This window comes from Devosia sp. 919, from assembly GCF_013185965.1.
Taxonomy (GTDB): Bacteria; Pseudomonadota; Alphaproteobacteria; order Rhizobiales; family Devosiaceae; genus Devosia.
This window is the reverse complement of sequence record NZ_JABAOL010000001.1, coordinates 2,350,928-2,369,278: the sequence shown is the minus strand read 5'-3', so window position 1 is coordinate 2,369,278 and position 18,351 is coordinate 2,350,928. Positions and strand designations below refer to the sequence as shown.

Genomic DNA, 18,351 nt, shown 5'->3' with positions numbered 1-18,351 from the left:
GATAGCTTCTCCACCCAACCGACGCAAGGGCCGGTCCAGTCAATGACACTGCGAAATCAAGTGCTGATCTGGATCGGATCATTCGTCGTGCTGATCCTGTTGCTCTGGTTGTTCCGGGGCATCCTGCTGCCCTTCGTTGTCGGGGCCGCGCTGGCCTATCTGCTCAACCCGATCGTCAACCAACTGCAGAAATGGCACTTCAACCGCGCTTGGGCGACGGCGCTGGTGCTGGCTACAGTCGTGGCCATACTTCTGGGCCTGATATTCATGCTGGTGCCGCTCGTCGCGCAGCAGGTTGGCGGGCTGGTGCAGCGCCTGCCGGGCTATGCGGCCGAGTTGGAAGCATTGGCGCGTAAATGGGCGCCCGAACTCAATGCATGGCTTGGACCTGAGCGCGCGGCGCAGGTGGAAGCCACCATGACGGACCTGATGGGTCGCATGGTGGGCCTTGTGGGTGTCCTCACCGGGGAAGTGCTTTCAAGCGGCGCGACACTGATCAGCGCCGTGGGTATCATCATCTTCACTCCGGTCGTGTGCTTTTATCTGCTGCTCGACTGGGAAGGCATGGTGCGCGGGCTGGAAAGCCTGCTGCCGCGCGACCACAAGGGCGAAATCCAGGGCATCCTGCGCGACATCGACAGCGCCATGGGTGGCGCCATTCGCGGGCAGGGCAGCGTAGTGCTCATCCTGGCCGCCTTTTATGCGACCGCACTCAGCCTTGTGGGGCTGAACTTCGGCCTTGCCATCGGGCTGATCGGTGGCCTGTTCAGCTTCGTTCCGTTTGTGGGCTTCGCCATTGGCTTTGTGCTCTCGATGGGCATCGCCATCGTCCAATTCTGGCCTGACTGGTGGTTCATCGTTATCATCTTCATGATCTACATGGTCGGCCAGTTTGTTGAAGGCAACATTCTCTATCCCAAGCTTGTCGGCTCTACGATCAACATCAACCCGGTCTGGATGATGTTCGCGCTGCTCGCCCTGGGTGCTTTGTTCGGCTTTGTTGGCCTGCTGCTGGCCGTGCCGATGGCCGCGATCGGTAGCGTGCTGGTGCGCTATGGCGTGCGTAAATATCGTGAAAGCGCTCTCTACCAGGGCGAAGCAGGCAGCATCGATGGCGATGCCGATGTTGTCTGAGGACGACGAAATCCCCGATACCGGTGCGCAGCTGACACTGGATCTGGGGCATACGCCATCCCATGGCCTCGAGGACTTCCTGGTGGGGGACGGCAATGAACTGGCGCATGGCCGGATCATGAGCTTTCCCGATTGGGCCGACCCAATGACGCTGCTGGTCGGTCCAGCCAAGTCGGGCAAGTCACACCTGGCGCGCATCTTTGCCGAAAGGAGCGGGGCGGTGTTTGCCGGAGCGGATGAGCTGGCGCGTCTCGCCAGCGATGGCGGCCGGCAGCCAGTGATAGTCGAGGATGTCGACAGCCGGGGCTATCCTGAGGCCGCCTTGTTTCACCTCCTCAACCAGTCCTTACGCGACAGCCGCCCGCTTTTGCTGACGGCACGCGAGGGGGTCGCCCACTGGCCGCTGGCAACCGACGATGTCCGCTCCCGAGCGCGGCGTGCTGCGGCATTTACGCTGGAGTTGACCGATGACATCCAGCTGTCACAGATGTTGGTGAAACTGTTTGGTGACCGACAGATCGTGGTCGAGCCAAAGGTGATTTCCTTTATCGTGGCGCGCATGGAAAGATCGGCTGCCGAGGCCGTTAGTCTAGTGGAGTTGATGGATCGCCTGGCTCTCGCCAAGGGTACAGCCATCACCCGCAGCGTTGCTGCCGAGGCTCTCGATCGCCGGTTGGTGGCACAAGGCGCCGGGAGCGATGAATTGGACTGGGGTGGGCCGGAAGATGAATGAAATCGGTCAGATTGGGGAAGCAGACGCCGCCGTGCCGGAAGCCGAAGCTCTGCGCAAAAGCCCGGCCCGGTTCGTCAACCGCGAAGTCAGCTGGCTCCAGTTCAATATGCGCGTGCTTGAAGAGGCCGCCAACACCGCCCATCCGCTGCTGGAACGGCTGCGCTTCGTCTCCATTTCAGCCAACAACCTCGATGAATTCTTCATGGTCCGCGTTGCAGGTCTCAAGGGCCAGTTGCGGGCTGGCCTCGTCAAACAAAGCGCTGACGGTTTATCGCCGAGCGAACAGCTGGACGAGATTTCCACGCTGGCCCAGCACCTTCAGCTCGAACAGCAGGATCATTGGCAAAGCTTGCGCGAAGAGTTGTTCGAGCAGAACGTGGTAATCCATGAAACCAATGACCTGAGCAGCGAACAGGTCAATTATCTCGCCAAGCTGTTCCGCGAAGAAATCTTCCCGGTTCTGACCCCGATCGCGGTCGATCCGGCCCACCCGTTCCCGTTCATTCCCAATTTGGGGCTCGCGCTCGCCTTTGAGCTGCGGCGGCCCAACAGCGAAGTGCCGCTGACAGCCCTGGTGCGCATCCCCAGCAATCTTGATCGCTTCATCAACCTGCCTACGGGGCTGGTATCGGATGGGCGCAGCGAGGTCGTGACGATCGACACGTTGGTCAAGCTGTTCTTTCACAAGATGTTCCCTGGCCATGAAGTTGTCGGCTCCGGCGCCTTCAGGCTGGTGCGGGACAGTGAGATCGAAATCGACGACGAAGCGGCCGATCTGGTGGTTGAATTCGAGTCGGCGCTACGCCAACGCCGCCGCGGTCTGGTGATCCGGCTGGAAATAGAGCGAACCATGCCCCGCGCGCTCAAGCGCCAGATCAGCGAGCAACTCGGCGTCAAGGACAGCGAAATCTTTGAAGTTCAGGGGTTTCTCGGGCTCGCCGATGCTCGCAAGATTTGTGACATCAACCGCCCCGACCTCAAATTCACCCCTTATCTCGCGCGCTTTCCCGAACGTATCCGCGACTACAACGGCGACAGCTTCGCCGCGATCCGCGCCAAGGACATCTTGGTCCACCACCCATTCGAGAGCTTCGATGTGGTTGCGCAGTTCTTGATGCAGGCGGCGCGAGACCCCGAAGTGGTCGCCATCAAGCAGACTCTTTACCGGACCTCTGCCGATAGTCCGATCATCAAGGCATTGGTGATGGCGGCGGAAGCGGGCAAGTCGGTGACGTGCCTTGTGGAACTGAAGGCACGCTTTGATGAAGAAGCTAATATCCGCTGGGCGCGCGACCTGGAGCGGGCAGGGGCCCAGGTGGTGTTCGGCTTTATCGAGCTCAAGACTCACGCCAAAATGAGCCAAGTGGTGCGCCGTGAAAAGGGTAAGCTCGTCAGCTACTGCCATATCGGCACCGGCAACTACCATCCGATCACCGCCAAGGTTTACACCGACCTCAGCTATTTCACGATCGATCCTGCCGTGACGCGCGACGTGGCCCGGGTGTTCAACTTCATCACCGGTTACGCAAGGCCGACGGAACTGGAAACCATCGCGGTTTCGCCCGTCAATTTGCGGCAAACCTTGCTCGACAACATCAATCGGGAAGTGGAATTCGCGCAGGCGGGGCAGCCCGCGAGCATTCTGCTCAAGATGAACTCGCTGGTGGACCCCGAGATCATCGACGCGCTCTATGACGCAAGCCAGGCCGGGGTGAAGATCGATCTGGTCGTTCGCGGGATTTGTTGCTTACGGCCGGGCATCCCCGGTTTTTCGGAAAATATCCGGGTAAAATCGGTGGTTGGCCGCTTTCTCGAGCACAGCCGCATCTACTGCTTTGGCAATGGTGAAGCGATCCCGTCCTCGCGCGCCAAGGTCTATATTTCTTCGGCGGACCTGATGCAGCGCAACCTCGATGGCCGGGTCGAAGTCATGGTGCCGATCCTCAACCAGACGGTGCATAAGCAGATCGTCGACCGGATCCTCGTTGCCTATATGCGCGACAACCAGCAGAGCTGGGAAGTGCTGCCCGATGGCAGTTCGCACCGCATCCGCCTTGCAGAAGGCGAGGAACCGTTCAACGCGCACGACTATTTCATGACCAATCCATCGTTGTCGGGTCGCGGCACGGCGGGGCGGGAAGATGGCGACGAGGATTTTGATTGAACCAGTTTTGGGGCGTAGATGCCGATCCCACCGCTCAGGGGAGGATCAAGGGCGCTCGGCCAGTAGCAGTGCTCGACATCGGGTCCAACTCCGTACGACTCGTTGTTTATGAACGTCACGCCCGCGCCTTGACGCCGCTCTACAATGAAAAGGCCTCCTGCGCTCTCGGCCGTGGCATTGCCAAGTCGGGGCGCCTGGCTGACGCCAATGTCGCCCAGGCGTTGGAGGCAATCAAACGCTTTGCCCTGGTCACGCGCATGATGCGAGTTGGCAAGGTCTATGTGCTCGCAACATCTGCCGTGCGCGATGCGGCGAACCGGGAGGCATTCGTCACCGCCGTTGAAGCCATCATCGACAGTCCTGTGCAAGTACTGACGGGTGAGCAGGAAGCCCATTTCGCCGGCCTTGGTGTGGTCGCAGGCATTCCAGATTTTGACGGCATTGTAGGCGATCTGGGGGGCGGCAGCCTTGAGCTGTCGCGCATCATCGATGGCTCCGACCGGGAAGGCGAGTCGTTCGAGCTTGGCGTGATCCGCCTGCAAGACGACAGCGACGGCTCGCCCACCAAGGCGGCAGCTCTTGTCCGTGATCGCCTGAAGAAATCCGCGCTTGCCCAGCAGAAGCCCGGCGGGAGCTTTGCTGCCATTGGTGGCACCTGGCGAACGCTGGCCAAGCTGCATCAGGTCCAACGCGACTATCCCCTGCAGATGGTGCAGCACTACAAGGTGCCGGCGGACGACATGATCAAGCTGTGCACCGATATTATCGAGCACGGCTCGCTCAAGCACTATCCAGGTGCCGAGAATGCCAGTTCCTCCCGCCGTGAGCTTGTGCCCTTTGGCGCAGCCGTGATCAGTGAAGTGCTAAAGGCCGGCCAATTTGGCGAGGTGGTGTTTTCGGCGCTGGGTGTCCGCGAGGGCTATCTATTTGGTATGCTCGACAATCGTGAGCGTGCGCTTGATCCGCTGATTCAAGGCGCCGAAGAGCTATCCGTGCTGCGGTCGCGGTCCCCGTCCCATGCCAATGACCTGATCGAGTTCACGGACCAGTTCTTCACGGTAAGCGGCACAGTAGAAACCGAAACTGAAAAGCGATTACGGATCGTCTCGTGCCTTCTTGCCGATATCGGCTGGCGGGCTCATCCGGACTACCGTGGCTCGCAAAGCATAGATGCGGTGGCCTTTGGCGGTCTGACCGGTGTGGACCACCCTGGGCGGGCGTTCCTCGCCACGGTTATCGCGGTTCGATATAACGGGCTCAAGACCAAGGGCATCACGCAGCCACTGCTTGGCTTGGCATCGCCCGAAGGCACCGCCCGGGCACGACTGATCGGAGCCTTGTTCCGGGTGGCTTACCCGATTACTGCCGCCATGCCGGGAATCCTGCAGCGCATTGGCCTGTCTGCCGACGGCAATGAGTTGCAGTTGGTGCTGCCGCGCGACCTGGCGTTTCTGGATGCCGAACACCTGCGCAACCGCTTTGAGCAGTTTGTCGGCCTGACCGAGTTCAAGACCTCACGCGTGCGCGTCCAATAGCTATTCGGCGGCAGCAGCGCGCGGCCGCACCAGGATCTCCCGCACGCCCTTGTTGGTCGCCACGAGGCCGATCCGCCCATGCTTGATGTCGAGCGCCTTTTCACCAAACAGTTTGCGCCGCCAACCCTTGAGGGCCGGCACATCGGCATCGTCGTCCAACACCAGGGCGTCGATCTCGTCTGAGGTGGCGATGATCCGCGCGGCGACGCCGTGCTCGTCGGCCACTGATTTCAGCAGCACCCGGATCAGATCGCCCACAGCGCCTTTAGGAGAGGGGCCCCGGTAGCGTTCGGCCACAGCAGGCAGCTCTGCCTTGGGCAGAGCTTCCACTTCCTTGAGCAACGCCATCAATTCAGCTGCGGTCGCGCTCCGGCCAAACCCGCGTGGGACCGTGCGCAGCTTTTCAAACGCGTCTGGCGTCAGTGGACGCTGCATGGCCAGATCAAACAGCATATCGTCCTTGAGAACACGGCTGCGTGGCTGGTCGCTATCTTGCGCCCGGCGTTCCCGCCACGCCGCCAGGCGCTGCAACGCAGCGAGGTCGCGCGGCCGGTTGATCTTCATCTTGAGCCGTTCCCAGGCCTGCTCAGGCTGAACGACATAGGTGTCGATGCTGCGCAGCACCCCGAGTTCGTCCTCGACCCAGTCCCAGCGGCCAGTGGCATCAACCTGCTTGCGCAACTCGCGATAAACGTCACGCAGATGTGTCACATCGGCGAGCGCGTAAACCTGTTGTTTCTCGCTCAGAGGACGCGCTGCCCAGTCGGTGAAGCGGGAAGACTTGTCCAATTCGATATTGGTGATCGAGCGCACCAGGTTGTCATAGGACACCGAGTCGCCAAAGCCGCAGACGCTGGCCGCAATCTGCGTGTCGAAAATGTTGTTGGGGACCCTGCCGGTCAGCTTGACGAAAATCTCAATGTCTTGCCGGGCAGCATGGAACACCTTGATAACGTCGGGGTTGGCCAACAGCTCGAAAAAAGGAGACAGATCAAGGTCAGGCGCCAGTGGATCGATCAAAACCGCTTCATCGTCCGTAGCGGCCTGAATAAGGCACAGCTTGGGCCAGTAAGTAGTCTCTCGCAGGAACTCGGTGTCAACAGTGACGAAATCGAACTTGGCGGCCCGCTCGCAAAAAGCGGCCAGCACGCCTGTGGAAACTACAAGGTTCATACCGAGGTCCGTCTTGAAATAGTCACGATTGTTTCTAGCAGGTGAGCCTAGCCCACTCCATACCTGAATGCGACCGCAGAGTTCTCCCCGCGAAGCCATCTGCGGAACGGTGGGGGTGCTGCTTGACATCGAACCGCGCCCATGCGCTTTTCCCCCCCAATTTCCGGCCAGTTTTTCAGAGTTTGCTATGACCACACATCGCTATCGTTCGCACAATTGCGGTGCCCTGACTGCGCAACAGGCCGGCGACACGGTGCGCCTGAGCGGGTGGGTGCATCGGGTGCGTGATCACGGCGGCTTGCTGTTTATCGATCTGCGCGACCATTACGGGCTCACCCAATGTGTCATCGATCCTGATTCTCCGGCCTTTGCCGACGCGGAGAAGGTCCGCGCAGAGTGGGTGATCCGCATTGACGGGGAAGTTAAGTTGCGCGACGGCGCAGCCGTGAACCCGAATCTGCCCACGGGCGATATCGAGGTGTTCATTCGCGAGATTGAAGTGCTTTCCGCCGCGCGCGAACTGCCGCTGCCGGTCTTTGGCGAACCCGACTATCCAGAAGATGTTCGGCTGCGCTATCGCTTCATCGATCTGCGCCGCGAAACCTTGCACGCCAATATCGTCAAGCGCACCAAGGTGATCTCCTATATGCGCCGCACCATGGAGGGGATCGGCTTCACCGAGTTCTCGACCCCCATCCTGACAGCCTCCTCGCCCGAGGGCGCGCGCGATTTCCTGGTGCCGAGCCGCATTCACCCCGGCAAGTTCTTCGCCTTGCCCCAGGCGCCCCAGCAGTACAAGCAGCTGCTGATGGTGGCCGGCTTTGATCGCTACTTCCAGATCGCGCCTTGCTTCCGCGACGAGGATCCGCGCGCGGATCGCTTGCCTGGCGAGTTTTATCAGCTCGACCTCGAGATGAGCTTTGTGACCCAGGAAGATGTCTGGGACACGATGGAGCCCGTGCTGCGCGGCATCTTCACCGAGTTTGCTGACGGCAAGCGCGTGACCGAGAAATTCCCCCGCATTCCCTATGACGTAGCGCTCCGGAAATACGGCTCGGACAAGCCCGATCTGCGCAACCCCATCGAGATGCAGTCCGTCACCGAGCACTTCGCCGGATCGGGCTTCAAGGTCTTTGCCGGCCAGATCGAAGCCGATCCCCAGGTTGAGGTCTGGGCAATCCCGGCGCCGACCGGCGGCTCGCGCGCGTTTTGCGATCGCATGAACGCCTGGGCACAGAGCCAGGGTCAGCCCGGTCTAGGCTACATCTTCTTCAAGGACGGTCAGGGCTCGGGCCCGGTCGCCAAGAATATCGGCGAGGAACGCACAGCGGCTCTCCGGACCCAGCTTGGCCTTGCGGATGGCGACGCCGTGTTCTTTGTGCTGGGTCGCCCCGAGAAGATGTATCGCTTTGCTGGCGAAGCGCGCACGCGGGTCGGCACCGAGCTCAACCTCGTTGACACTGAGCAGTTTGCCCTGTGCTGGATTGTGGACTTTCCGTTCTATGAATGGAGCGAGGAAGAAAAGAAGCTCGACTTCGCCCACAACCCCTTCTCCATGCCGCAGGGGGGACTTGAAGGGCTTAACGGGCCCGATCCGCTGTCGCTCAAGGCCTACCAGTATGATGCGGTCTGCAACGGCTACGAAATCGCGTCCGGCTCCATCCGGAACCAGGAACCGGAGACTATGGTCAAGGCCTTCGAGCTGGTGGGACTTTCGCGCCAGGACGTTGAAGATCGCTTTGGCGGGCTGTATCGCGCCTTCCAGTATGGTGCGCCGCCCCACGGTGGCATGGCCGCCGGCGTAGACCGGATCGTGATGCTGATCTGCGGCGCGCAGAACCTGCGCGAGATCACCGCGTTCCCGATGAACCAGCAGGCTGAAGATCTGCTGATGAGCGCGCCAAGCCCAGCTTCGGCCAAGCAGCTGCGCGAGCTCGGCATCCGTATCAACGTGCAGGAAAAATAAAGACATTCCCCCGGGCAGTCGCAAGACTGCCCGGCTATCGGCGCTGGACTTAAGTAGCCATTAAGCGCGGCTTGATATTCAAGGCTCTCCAGTTTGGGCCGGGCGCGCCTTGAGAACGAAATACCCCCATATACTCATGTTGCTTGGTGCGATGCTGGCCTTTGTGCCCATCGCAGCGGTGGACCATCTGCTGGATGCCTATGTCCGGGTGAAAGAGACCGACATAGCGGGCCGTTCCGTTGCGGCGGTGACCCGCTCCATCGAGACCGGGGTAGCCGACGCACTCGCTAGTCTCGATCGCATTTCTGCGGAAAACCGCTCGACCTGCACCCCGACTTTCCTGGCCAGCATCGAGCGCGCCATTGAAGCAAGCTTCAGCCTTAAGCAGGTGCTGGTCGAGAACAGCGACGCGGTTCAGTACTGCGCGGCCTTCGGTCGAACCGTCCGCTATTCGCCCTTGTCCGCAGCGCTACCGACAGGCGAGGAGGGCGAAGCCATACGCGTGGTGAGCATGGGCGATATTGCCCTGCCAGCCCTCCAGATCAGCCGTTCTTCCGGGCCCGAGCGCATCGTCTCGGTCTTTGTGCCGTTGATCGGAGCCACGACTGAAGGGCTCGAACGGGCCATTCCTGCCGGCGGCATGATCCGGGTCCTGCTGGCTGATGGTAACCCCGTTGCGACCATCGGTGATCCCAAGCCGTTCGAGGGGCGCGCATCCGCTGACCAGTTCATCTTCAGCCAGGGGTTTGCCGGCCAATTGCCGATCAAGGTTGAGTCGGCGGTGCCGTTCGCGACGGTGCGGGCGGGTTATGCCGATCTGGATGTCAGCTTCACCGTCATTGCCTGCCTGATGAGCGCGGCCTTCTTGATCCTCGCCATCCACTCGGTGCGGCATTCGCGCGTATCGGGCTTCGAGCTTGAGCGGGCAATCGCGCGAGGCGAAATGCGGCCATGTTACCAGCCGGTGATCAATTTGCGGACCGGCGAGCTGGTCGGCTGCGAGGTGCTGTGCCGCTGGCAAAAGCGCAGCGGAGAGATCGTTTCCCCTGGCGCCTTCATCGATTATGCCGAATCATCGGGCTTGGCCATTCCCATGACCTTGTCGCTGATGCAGCAGGTCAAATACGACCTCGGGGAGCTTTGCACCCTCATGCCCGAGCTCAAGATCTCCATCAATCTGTTTGAAGGACATTTCCGCGACGGCTCCATCGTTGAAGATGTCCAAGCGATTTTTGGGGGATCAGCCGTCGATTTCCGGCAATTGGTGTTCGAAATCACTGAGCGCAAACCACTGGGCAATTCCCAGCAGGCCCATAGCGTTATTGCCGGGCTGCATGCCCTTGGCGCTCGCCTGGCCATGGACGACGCCGGCACCGGACACTCCAATCTGGCTTATCTGCAGACGCTGGGTGTCGACGTCATCAAGATCGACCGCGTCTTCATCGACATGATCAAACCCGGAACCACCAATGTGCCCGTGCTGGACGGCTTGATCGCCATGGCTCGCGACCTTGAGTGCGAGATTGTGGCCGAGGGCGTCGAGACGGAGGCCCAGGCACTCTACCTTCGTGCCCACGGCGTGCTGCAGGCGCAGGGTTTCATCTTTTCGCCAGCCCTGCGCGCCGAAGCATTCAAGGAACTCGCCCTTGCCCTGCACCAGGCGACCATCTCGCGAAGCCGGACTCCCGGCCTCGTTGCCGACGCCGCATAGGGGGCTTAAGCGCAATCGGGGTCATTCGCCCTTTTCAACTGCGCTGAATGGTGGCACGAACGCGCCAGCCGGCCCCGATGGCCGGGAATCCACCTCGGAGGAGACGGGATTGTCGACGGACATCAACGAGCAGCGTCGCGCTTTGCGCGAAGCGGCACTTCACTTCCACGAATATCCCAAGCCGGGCAAGCTTGAGATTCAGCCCACCAAGCCCCTGGGCAACCAACGCGATCTGGCACTCGCTTATTCTCCTGGCGTTGCGGCGCCTTGCGAGGAAATCGCGCAGAACCCCGACGCGGTCTCGCGCTATACCTCCCGGCAGAACCTCGTGGCGGTGATTTCCAACGGCACAGCAGTGCTGGGCCTGGGCAATATCGGCGCACTCGCTTCCAAGCCGGTGATGGAAGGCAAGGCGGTCCTGTTCAAAAAGTTCGCCGGCATCGACGTCTTCGACCTCGAGATCGACGAGATCAATCCGGGCAAGTTCATCGAGGCCGTGGCGCCGCTGTGGCCGACCTTTGGCGGCATCAACCTCGAAGATATCCGCGCACCCGATTGCTTTGAGATCGAGGAGGCGCTCCGCGAGCGCATGCCGATACCGGTGTTCCACGACGACCAGCACGGCACTGCCATCATTGTGGGTGCTGCGGTGCTCAACGGCCTTGAACTGGCTGGCAAGCGCATCGAGGACGTCAAGATTTGCACGTCGGGGGCAGGGGCCGCGGCCATTGCCTGCCTCAATGTGCTGGTGGCGCTCGGCGCCAAGCACGAGAACATCTGGGTTGCGGACAAGGACGGCCTCGTCACCCACAAGCGCAACGACGTTAACGACAAGTGGCGCGGTCAATTCCGGCGCGTCAGCGACGCCACAAGCCTGGCTGAAGTCATCGACGGCGCCGACGTGTTCCTGGGGCTCTCCGCCGCTGGGGCGCTTCGGCCAGAGATGCTCGAGAAGATGGCGCCCAAGCCCTTGATTCTGGCGCTGGCGAATCCCAATCCCGAGATCATGCCCGAGGTGGCAAAAGCTACGCGTCCCGATGCCATGGTCTGCACCGGCCGGTCGGACTACCCCAACCAAGTCAACAACGTGCTGTGCTTCCCGTTCATCTTCCGCGGCGCGCTGGACGTGGGCGCAACAACCATCAACGAGGAAATGAAGCTTGCGGCGGTGCGTGCCATTGCCAAGCTCGCCCATGAGCCGGGGCTCGAAGTATCGCCTTCGGGTGCGCCGGCCGTGTATGGTCCCGAGCACATCATCCCCAACCCATTCGATCAGCGCCTGATCCTGCGCATTGCCCCGGCTGTCGCGCGCGCCGCAATGGATTCGGGCGTGGCCAAGCGGCCTATCGAAGACTTTGGAGCCTATCGCGACAGCCTAAATCGCTTTGTGTTCCGCTCCGGCCTCGTAATGAAGCCGATCATTGATCGGGCGCAGGGCCAGAACAAACGCATTGCTTTTGCCGACGGCGAGGACGAACGCGTTTTGCGGGCTACCCAGGTGCTGCTGGAAGACCGGATCGCGCGCCCCATCCTGATCGGGCGCCCGGCCGTCATCGAAGCACGCATCGAGCGCTTCGGCCTCAATCTTCGTCCCGGCGACGACTTCGAGGTGATCAACCCCGAAGACGATCCGCGCTATCGCGACTATGTCTCACTCTTCCATTCGCTGGTGGGCCGCGATGGCGTGACGCCGGACACCGCCCGTCAGGTGGTGCGCACCAACACCACGGTGATCGGGGCACTGGCAGTCCAGCGGGGCGAGGCGGACGCACTGATCTGCGGTTTGCAGGGTCGGTTCATCAAGCATGTCCGCGATATCCGTTCGGTAATTGGCCTGCAGGACGGGGTGAGCGATGTTTCGGCTCTCTCCATGCTGATCATGCCACGCGGCGCATTCTTCCTGGCTGACACCTATGTCAACATGGATCCGACACCTGACGAGATCGTGGGGATTGCTCTCCAGGCCCGCAATCACCTCAAGCGCTTCAATATCGAAGCGCGTGTCGCCCTGCTCAGCTATTCCAATTTCGGCTCACGGGACGGCGACAGCGCCTTCAAAATGCGGGCGGCTTACCAGAAGCTCAAGGCGGTCGCGCCTGAGATGATCGTTGAAGGCGAAATGCAGGGCGATCTGGCGCTCAATGAGGAGCTGCGCGAGCGCTATATCCCCGACACGATCCTGCATGGGGAAGCCAACCTCTTGATCTTCCCCAATCTCGACGCCGCCAATCTGTCGATGACGCTGCTCAAGGAAATGAACAACGCGCTTTCCGTTGGACCCATCCTGATGGGGCCCAAGGCACCGGCCCATATTCTGGCGCCTTCGACCACCAGCCGCGGTATCGTGAACATGGCCGCGATCGCGGCCACCGAGGCGATTGGGATGACGGAAACGGATCAGTAGTCCGCCATGAAACAAGTCAGCGGCCGAGATTGTTGGCTGACGCTTAGCGAGGGGGCGAGTGCTCCCTCGCTAACCAATCGCACCTTGGAATTGCACCGGCATCGCAACCTGTCATTAAGCCCTGCTGGCGCATGATCGCGCCGTTCAACAGCAGCTGGCCCTCATGCCGACTCGTCTCAAGCGACCCCCATTCTGGCGCCCACTTGGCCTAACCGCAGCTTTGCTCGCGTTCCAGGGCTATCTGGGCTTTTCTGCCATTGGCGGGCAGTTCGGCATCGAAAGCCGCGCGCAGATCTTGGCCGACATCGACGTCCTGAAGAACACATCCTCCGCTTTGCAGGCTGAAATCGACGCCTATAAGCACCGCGCGACCCTCATGGACACGCGCCGCCTCGACCCAGACCTGGTGACCGAGCGCGCTCGTGCAATGCTGAACATGGCGAACGAAGCGGATATCATCGTGATGGTCGATCCGCGCACAGGTAAACCACTATCTGGTTCATTTGACGAAATAACCGCGGATAGGTTAAACGGAATTTTAAACGCAGAAACAACCCTATAGTCTGTGCTGAGGGCGACCCGGCGGGCTTGCCGTAGCGTGGCGGCTTGCGTTAACTTGCGGTTCTGTGGCCAACTTGGCCAAGCGTGTTTTTCCCCTCATAGCGGAGCGCTTGATATGGCGCGTAAGGGTGTAGCCGGCATGGCAACGACGCAATCCAATGTTCCCCAGTTCAGCGCAGAACAGGAGCTCGAGGCCTTCCGCGAGATGCTGTTGATCCGGCGTTTCGAGGAAAAGGCCGGCCAGATGTATGGCATGGGCCTGATCGGCGGCTTCTGCCACCTTTATATCGGCCAGGAGGCGGTCGTCACTGGCGTAACCATGGCCAGCGAAAAGGGCAAGGACGCGCAGATCACCGGCTATCGTGATCACGGCCACATGCTGGTCATGGGGCTGGACCCCAAGGGTGTCATGGCCGAGCTCACCGGGCGCCGCGGCGGCTTGTCAAAGGGCAAGGGCGGCTCGATGCACATGTTCTCCAACGAGCACCGCTTTTACGGTGGCAACGGGATCGTGGGCGCCCAGGTGTCGCTGGGGGCTGGCCTGGCATTTGCTGCCAAGTACCGGGGCGATAATTCGGTGAGCCTTGCCTATTTCGGCGACGGCGCCGCCAATCAGGGTCAGGTTTATGAGAGCTTCAATATGGCCAAGCTCTGGAACCTGCCGGTGGTGTTCATCATCGAGAACAACAAATACGCAATGGGCACCTCACTCGAACGGGCTGCCGCCACCACGAACCTTTCCAAGCGCGGCCTGAGCTTCGACATCCCCGGCGAGCAGGTGGATGGCATGGATGTGCGGCTGGTTTACGATGCAGCCAAGCGCGCCATCGAGCATGCCCGCTCGGGGAAGGGGCCCTACATCCTCGAAATGCTGACCTACCGCTATCGCGGCCACTCGATGTCGGATCCCGCGAAGTACCGCAGCAAGGACGAGGTCACCAAGTATCGCCAGGAGCGTGATCCCATCGAGCAGGTCCGTGCTCGCCTGCTGGAAGGCGGCTTGGCAACGGAAGAAACGCTCAAGACACTGGAAAGCGAAATTCGCGCCATCGTCAGCGAGGCCGCCGATTTTGCGACCAATGATCCCGAGCCGGATGCCGCCGAGCTCTGGACCGACGTCACCGTTTCGGCCTGAGGCTCGAATGAGCATCCTTCTGGGCGTTGTTGCCTTGTTTGCGCTGCTGACACTGATCGTTGCAGTGGTGCAGGCAATGGCAATGGTGCGGCTCGCCGCCCAGCCCGGGCTGGCGTCACTGTTCCCCTTCGGATGGTGGAAGTTCAGTGCGCTGGAAGTGCGTGGCGGGGCCCGAGCCCTGCCGCATCTGCGGGTGTATAAGCGTGCCGTGATTGCCTTTTTGGTCTTTGTTGTTCTGGGCTTGATGCTGAGTAGTTGGGCGGCGAACACACGCGCTGTCCCCACCGGAATAGCTGCCCTGTCTTTTTCCCTTGCCAGCCTGCCGGCCATTGGGCCCGCTGCGCTTTCGCTGGAGAGCTAAATGCCTCAAATTCTCATGCCTGCACTTTCTCCGACCATGGAAGAAGGCAAGCTTTCCAAGTGGCTCGTCAAGGTCGGCGACAAAGTCTCGCCCGGCGACGTTCTGGCCGAAATCGAGACCGACAAGGCGACCATGGAAGTGGAAGCTGTTGATAGCGGCACCGTTCAGTCGCTGATGATCGAGGAAGGCACTGAAGGCGTTAAGGTCAACACGCCCATTGCCCTGGTGCTGGGCGAAGACGAAGAACTTGGCGAAGCCAAGGAAAACGCTGCCCAGGCTTCATCGTCCGATCCTCAGGGCCAGTCACCCGTTGCCGAGACCACCTCGGTTCCGGCTGAAGCCAAAGCACCAGGCGCTGCCGAAGCACCCAAGTTTGCCGCTCAGAGCGATCCCGACCTGCCTGAAGGCGTTGAGATGGTTGAGATGACGGTCCGCCAGGCACTCAACGAGGCCATGGCCGAGGAGCTGCGCCGCGACAAGGACGTCTTCATCATTGGCGAGGAAGTCGCCCAGTACCAGGGTGCCTACAAAATCACCCAGAACCTGCTCGAAGAGTTCGGTCCCGAGCGCGTCGTTGACACGCCGATCACCGAGCACGGGTTTGCTGGGCTGGCAGTCGGCGCCGCTTTCGCCGGCCTCAAGCCGATTGTCGAGTTCATGACCTTCAACTTCGCCATGCAGGCGATTGACCAGATCATCAACTCCGCCGCCAAGCAGCTTTATATGTCGGGCGGCCAGGTTAATGCGCCCATGGTGTTCCGCGGCCCCAATGGTCCGGCAGCGCGCGTGGGCGCCCAGCACAGCCAGGACTTTTCGGCATGGTACAGCCATGTTCCGGGCCTGACCGTCGTGGCGCCCTATAGTGCCGCCGATGCCAAAGGTCTGCTCAAGTCCGCGATCCGCTCGCCCAATCCCGTGATCTTCCTCGAGAACGAGATTCTCTACGGCTCGAGCGGCCTTGTGCCTAAGATGGACGATTTCCTGCTGCCCATCGGCAAGGCCCGCATCGCCCGCAAGGGTGCTGATGTGACCATCGTGTCCTTCTCCATGGGCATGCGCTACGCCACGCAGGCAACTGAGAAGCTGGTCGCCGCTGGCGTTGATGTGGAACTGATCGACCTGCGTACGCTGCGCCCGATGGATAGCGATACAGTTATTGAATCGGTCAAGAAGACCGGTCGCCTCGTGACTGTGGAAGAAGGCTGGCCGCAGGGCGGCATTGGTGCCGAGTTGTCGGCGCGGGTGATGGAACAGGCATTCGACTACCTTGATGCGCCGGTGGTGCGCGTGACGGGCAAGGACGTGCCGATGCCTTATGCCGCCAACCTTGAGAAGCTGGCGCTGCCCAATGTCGATGAAGTGATCGCGGCTGTTAATGCCGTGACCTACCGCTCCTAAGGAGAGTTCCGATGCCGATCGATATCACCATGCCGGCGCTCTCTCCCACGATGGAAGAGGGCAAGCTTGCCAAATGGCACGTCAAGGAAGGCGACACCGTTTCCTCCGGTGACGTGATCGCCGAAATCGAGACCGACAAGGCCACCATGGAAGTGGAGGCCGTGGACGAGGGCAAGATCGGCAAGATCCTTGTGGCCGAAGGCACCGACGGCGTGAAGGTCAATGCCGTTATCGCCGTGCTGCTGCAGGAAGGCGAAAGCGCCGATGCTACATCCGCTCCCGCTCCTGCTGCACCGCCGAAAGCGGAAGCACCACCTGCCGCCGAGGGGCCGGCCAAGGGCGATGCCGGCACGCTGATGTATGACAAGGGCACCTCGACGACTTCGACGGCACCGGTGGACGCTCAGCCGCAGGCGCCGGCGCCAGCAACAGCGGCACCCTCGGCCAACAACGGCAATGGTAAGGTGTTCGCGTCGCCGCTTGCCCGGCGCCTGGCGCGTGAAAGCGGCATTGATCTGGCGACCGTTGCGGGCTCCGGCCCCAAGGGCCGCGTGATCAAGGCCGATATCGAAGCGCTTCGCTCCGGCAAAACTCAGCCCAAGACGGCTCCGGCCGCCGCTGCAGCACCGGCATCGACCGCTGGCGCCGCCGCTCCCGCGGGCCTCAGCAAGAGCCAGGTCATGGCCATGTACGAGGAAGGCAGCTACGAGATCGTGCCGAACGACGGCATGCGCAAGGTGGTGGCCCAGCGCCTCACCGAGTCCAAGCAGACCATTCCGCACTTCTACCTGACGCTTGATTGCCGGATCGACGCGCTGATGGAAGCGCGCGAGCAGATCAATGCCGGTGCGCCAAAATCAAAGGACGGCAAGCCCGAGTTCAAGCTTTCTGTCAATGACTTCGTGATGAAGGCTTGGGCCTTGGCCCTGCAGCGCGTGCCAGCGGCAAACGCCACCTGGGCGGGCGACTCCATTCTCTATCACAAGCGCTCCGACGTTGCGGTCGCCGTGGCGGTGCCCGGCGGGCTGTTCACGCCAGTCGTTAAGTCAGCCGACACCAAGTCGCTCCGTCAGATCTCCGAGGAGGTCAAGGATCTCGCGACGCGAGCCCGCAACAAGAAGCTGGCCCCGCATGAGTATCAGGGCGGCGCCACTTCGGTGTCCAATATGGGCATGTACGGCATCAAGCACTTCGCGGCGGTGATCAACCCGCCCCATGGCACGATCCTGGCGGTTGGTGCCGGCGAAGAGCGCGTTTATGCCGAAAAGGGTCAGGTCAAGACCGGCCAGTTCATGACGGTAACGCTCTCCTGCGATCACCGGGCCGTCGACGGTGCCTTGGGCGCAGAACTCCTGGGCGTGTTCAAGGGCCTGATCGAAACTCCCGTGATGATGTTGGCGTGAGCGCGATGAAAACCATCCTGGCTTATGGCGATAGCCTGACCTATGGTGCCAACCCGCTCACGGGCGGCCCGCGCCATGCCTTTGAGCACCGCTGGCCCAGCGTCCTTGAGGCTGGCCTAGGCGGTCAAGTGCGGGTGATCGCCGAAGGCCTCGGTGGTCGCACCACGGCCTTTGACGACTGGACCGCTGACTCCGATCGCAATGGCGCCCGCATCCTGCCGACGCTGCTCGCGAGCCATGCTCCGCTTGATCTCGTGATCATCATGCTTGGCACCAATGATCTGAAGCCGGCAGTGTGCGGCAGCGCGCTGACCGCATCCTTTGGCATGCGTCGCCTGGTGCAGCTCACGCGTGGTCACTTCGCCATGCTCAATGAGCCGGTGCCTCAAATCCTTCTGGTGGCGCCCCCGCTCGCCTGCGCTACCGACAATGCCGACATGATCCGCAGCTTTGGCGGCATCGAGCATGCGGTGCGGGAATCCGGCGAGTTCGCGGCCGATTACCAGCGCCGCGCGCAGGAATTGAGCACTGGCTTTTTCGACGCCAGCACCGTCGCCACGCCTGATCCGCTGGACGGAATTCATTTGGACGCGGCCAATACCCGCGCAATCGGCGAGGGCCTTGTGCCTGTCGTCGCATCCATGCTGGCTCTTTGAGCCGCTTCTATCGACCA

Annotated in this window: 14 protein-coding genes; 13 read left to right on the top strand and 1 reads right to left on the bottom strand. The window is 61.3% G+C overall.

The genetic code is table 11. The features are described from left to right. The first annotated feature begins 42 nt into the window (after positions 1-42). From HRQ64_RS11580 to HRQ64_RS11565, 4 genes are read left to right on the top strand one after another with little or no spacing between them, the layout of a single operon-like run. Positions 43-1,134 (top strand): AI-2E family transporter, encoded by a 1,092-nt coding sequence (locus HRQ64_RS11580; RefSeq protein WP_127753159.1) that lies wholly within the window; start codon positions 43-45, stop codon positions 1,132-1,134. Then, entirely contained in the window at positions 1,124-1,867 is a 744-nt protein-coding gene (locus HRQ64_RS11575) for a hypothetical protein (protein WP_172123386.1), read from the top strand. The genes HRQ64_RS11580 and HRQ64_RS11575 overlap by 11 nt, the downstream gene beginning before the upstream one ends. Then, positions 1,860-4,031: an RNA degradosome polyphosphate kinase gene (locus tag HRQ64_RS11570; RefSeq protein WP_248305291.1), complete on the top strand. Its 2,172-nt coding sequence runs from the start codon at positions 1,860-1,862 to the stop codon at positions 4,029-4,031. Before HRQ64_RS11575 ends, HRQ64_RS11570 begins: the two co-directional genes overlap by 8 nt. Beyond that, positions 4,028-5,566: a Ppx/GppA phosphatase family protein gene (locus HRQ64_RS11565; RefSeq protein ID WP_172123385.1), complete on the top strand. Its 1,539-nt coding sequence runs from the start codon at positions 4,028-4,030 to the stop codon at positions 5,564-5,566. The genes HRQ64_RS11570 and HRQ64_RS11565 overlap by 4 nt, the downstream gene beginning before the upstream one ends. Here the strand turns inward: HRQ64_RS11565 and rnd are convergent, their stop codons facing one another. Beyond that, positions 5,567-6,739: a ribonuclease D gene (gene rnd / locus HRQ64_RS11560; protein WP_172123384.1), complete on the bottom strand. Its 1,173-nt coding sequence runs from the start codon at positions 6,737-6,739 to the stop codon at positions 5,567-5,569. A gap of 187 nt (positions 6,740-6,926) precedes the next feature. Here rnd and aspS point away from each other — a divergent pair, with 187 nt between their 5' ends. The 9 genes from aspS (at position 6,927) to HRQ64_RS11515 (ending at position 18,334) form a co-directional block, all read left to right on the top strand. Next, positions 6,927-8,705, top strand: coding sequence for an aspartate--tRNA ligase (gene aspS / locus HRQ64_RS11555; RefSeq protein WP_172123383.1), 1,779 nt, complete (start codon positions 6,927-6,929; stop codon positions 8,703-8,705). 136 nt (positions 8,706-8,841) lie between these two features. Further along, entirely contained in the window at positions 8,842-10,416 is a 1,575-nt protein-coding gene (locus tag HRQ64_RS11550) for an EAL domain-containing protein (protein WP_172123382.1), read from the top strand. 109 nt (positions 10,417-10,525) lie between these two features. Then, positions 10,526-12,820: an NADP-dependent malic enzyme gene (locus tag HRQ64_RS11545; RefSeq protein WP_210258543.1), complete on the top strand. Its 2,295-nt coding sequence runs from the start codon at positions 10,526-10,528 to the stop codon at positions 12,818-12,820. Between the two features lie 163 nt (positions 12,821-12,983). Next, entirely contained in the window at positions 12,984-13,382 is a 399-nt protein-coding gene (locus tag HRQ64_RS11540; RefSeq protein WP_172123381.1) for a septum formation initiator family protein, read from the top strand. Positions 13,383-13,520: 138 nt separating this feature from the next. After that, positions 13,521-14,516 carry a pyruvate dehydrogenase (acetyl-transferring) E1 component subunit alpha gene (pdhA, locus tag HRQ64_RS11535; protein ID WP_248305332.1) on the top strand — a complete coding sequence of 332 codons (996 nt, stop codon included), beginning with the start codon at positions 13,521-13,523 and terminating at the stop codon, positions 14,514-14,516. Positions 14,517-14,523: 7 nt separating this feature from the next. Next, on the top strand, positions 14,524-14,877 hold the full coding sequence (locus HRQ64_RS11530; protein WP_172123380.1) for a hypothetical protein: 354 nt from the start codon (positions 14,524-14,526) through the stop codon (positions 14,875-14,877). Continuing rightward, positions 14,878-16,275, top strand: a complete 1,398-nt coding sequence (locus HRQ64_RS11525; protein WP_127753149.1) for a pyruvate dehydrogenase complex E1 component subunit beta — start codon at positions 14,878-14,880, stop codon at positions 16,273-16,275. Positions 16,276-16,286: 11 nt separating this feature from the next. After that, on the top strand, positions 16,287-17,678 hold the full coding sequence (locus HRQ64_RS11520) for a pyruvate dehydrogenase complex dihydrolipoamide acetyltransferase (RefSeq protein ID WP_172123379.1): 1,392 nt from the start codon (positions 16,287-16,289) through the stop codon (positions 17,676-17,678). Positions 17,679-17,683: 5 nt separating this feature from the next. Continuing rightward, on the top strand, positions 17,684-18,334 hold the full coding sequence (locus HRQ64_RS11515) for an SGNH/GDSL hydrolase family protein (RefSeq protein ID WP_172124990.1): 651 nt from the start codon (positions 17,684-17,686) through the stop codon (positions 18,332-18,334). The last annotated feature ends 17 nt before the right edge of the window (positions 18,335-18,351 follow it).

What these genes read in the sequence shown, in the direction of transcription:
- rnd (WP_172123384.1), bottom strand. Translation starts at nt 6,739, where the DNA reads ATGAACCTTGTAGTTTCCACAGGCGTGCTGGCCGCTTTTTGCGAGCGG.
- HRQ64_RS11525 (WP_127753149.1), top strand. Translation starts at nt 14,878, where the DNA reads ATGCCTCAAATTCTCATGCCTGCACTTTCTCCGACCATGGAAGAAGGC.
- aspS (WP_172123383.1), top strand. Translation starts at nt 6,927, where the DNA reads ATGACCACACATCGCTATCGTTCGCACAATTGCGGTGCCCTGACTGCG.
- pdhA (WP_248305332.1), top strand. Translation starts at nt 13,521, where the DNA reads ATGGCAACGACGCAATCCAATGTTCCCCAGTTCAGCGCAGAACAGGAG.
- HRQ64_RS11550 (WP_172123382.1), top strand. Translation starts at nt 8,842, where the DNA reads ATGTTGCTTGGTGCGATGCTGGCCTTTGTGCCCATCGCAGCGGTGGAC.
- HRQ64_RS11570 (WP_248305291.1), top strand. Translation starts at nt 1,860, where the DNA reads ATGAATGAAATCGGTCAGATTGGGGAAGCAGACGCCGCCGTGCCGGAA.
- HRQ64_RS11530 (WP_172123380.1), top strand. Translation starts at nt 14,524, where the DNA reads ATGAGCATCCTTCTGGGCGTTGTTGCCTTGTTTGCGCTGCTGACACTG.
- HRQ64_RS11520 (WP_172123379.1), top strand. Translation starts at nt 16,287, where the DNA reads ATGCCGATCGATATCACCATGCCGGCGCTCTCTCCCACGATGGAAGAG.
- HRQ64_RS11575 (WP_172123386.1), top strand. Translation starts at nt 1,124, where the DNA reads ATGTTGTCTGAGGACGACGAAATCCCCGATACCGGTGCGCAGCTGACA.
- HRQ64_RS11515 (WP_172124990.1), top strand. Translation starts at nt 17,684, where the DNA reads ATGAAAACCATCCTGGCTTATGGCGATAGCCTGACCTATGGTGCCAAC.
- HRQ64_RS11580 (WP_127753159.1), top strand. Translation starts at nt 43, where the DNA reads ATGACACTGCGAAATCAAGTGCTGATCTGGATCGGATCATTCGTCGTG.
- HRQ64_RS11540 (WP_172123381.1), top strand. Translation starts at nt 12,984, where the DNA reads ATGCCGACTCGTCTCAAGCGACCCCCATTCTGGCGCCCACTTGGCCTA.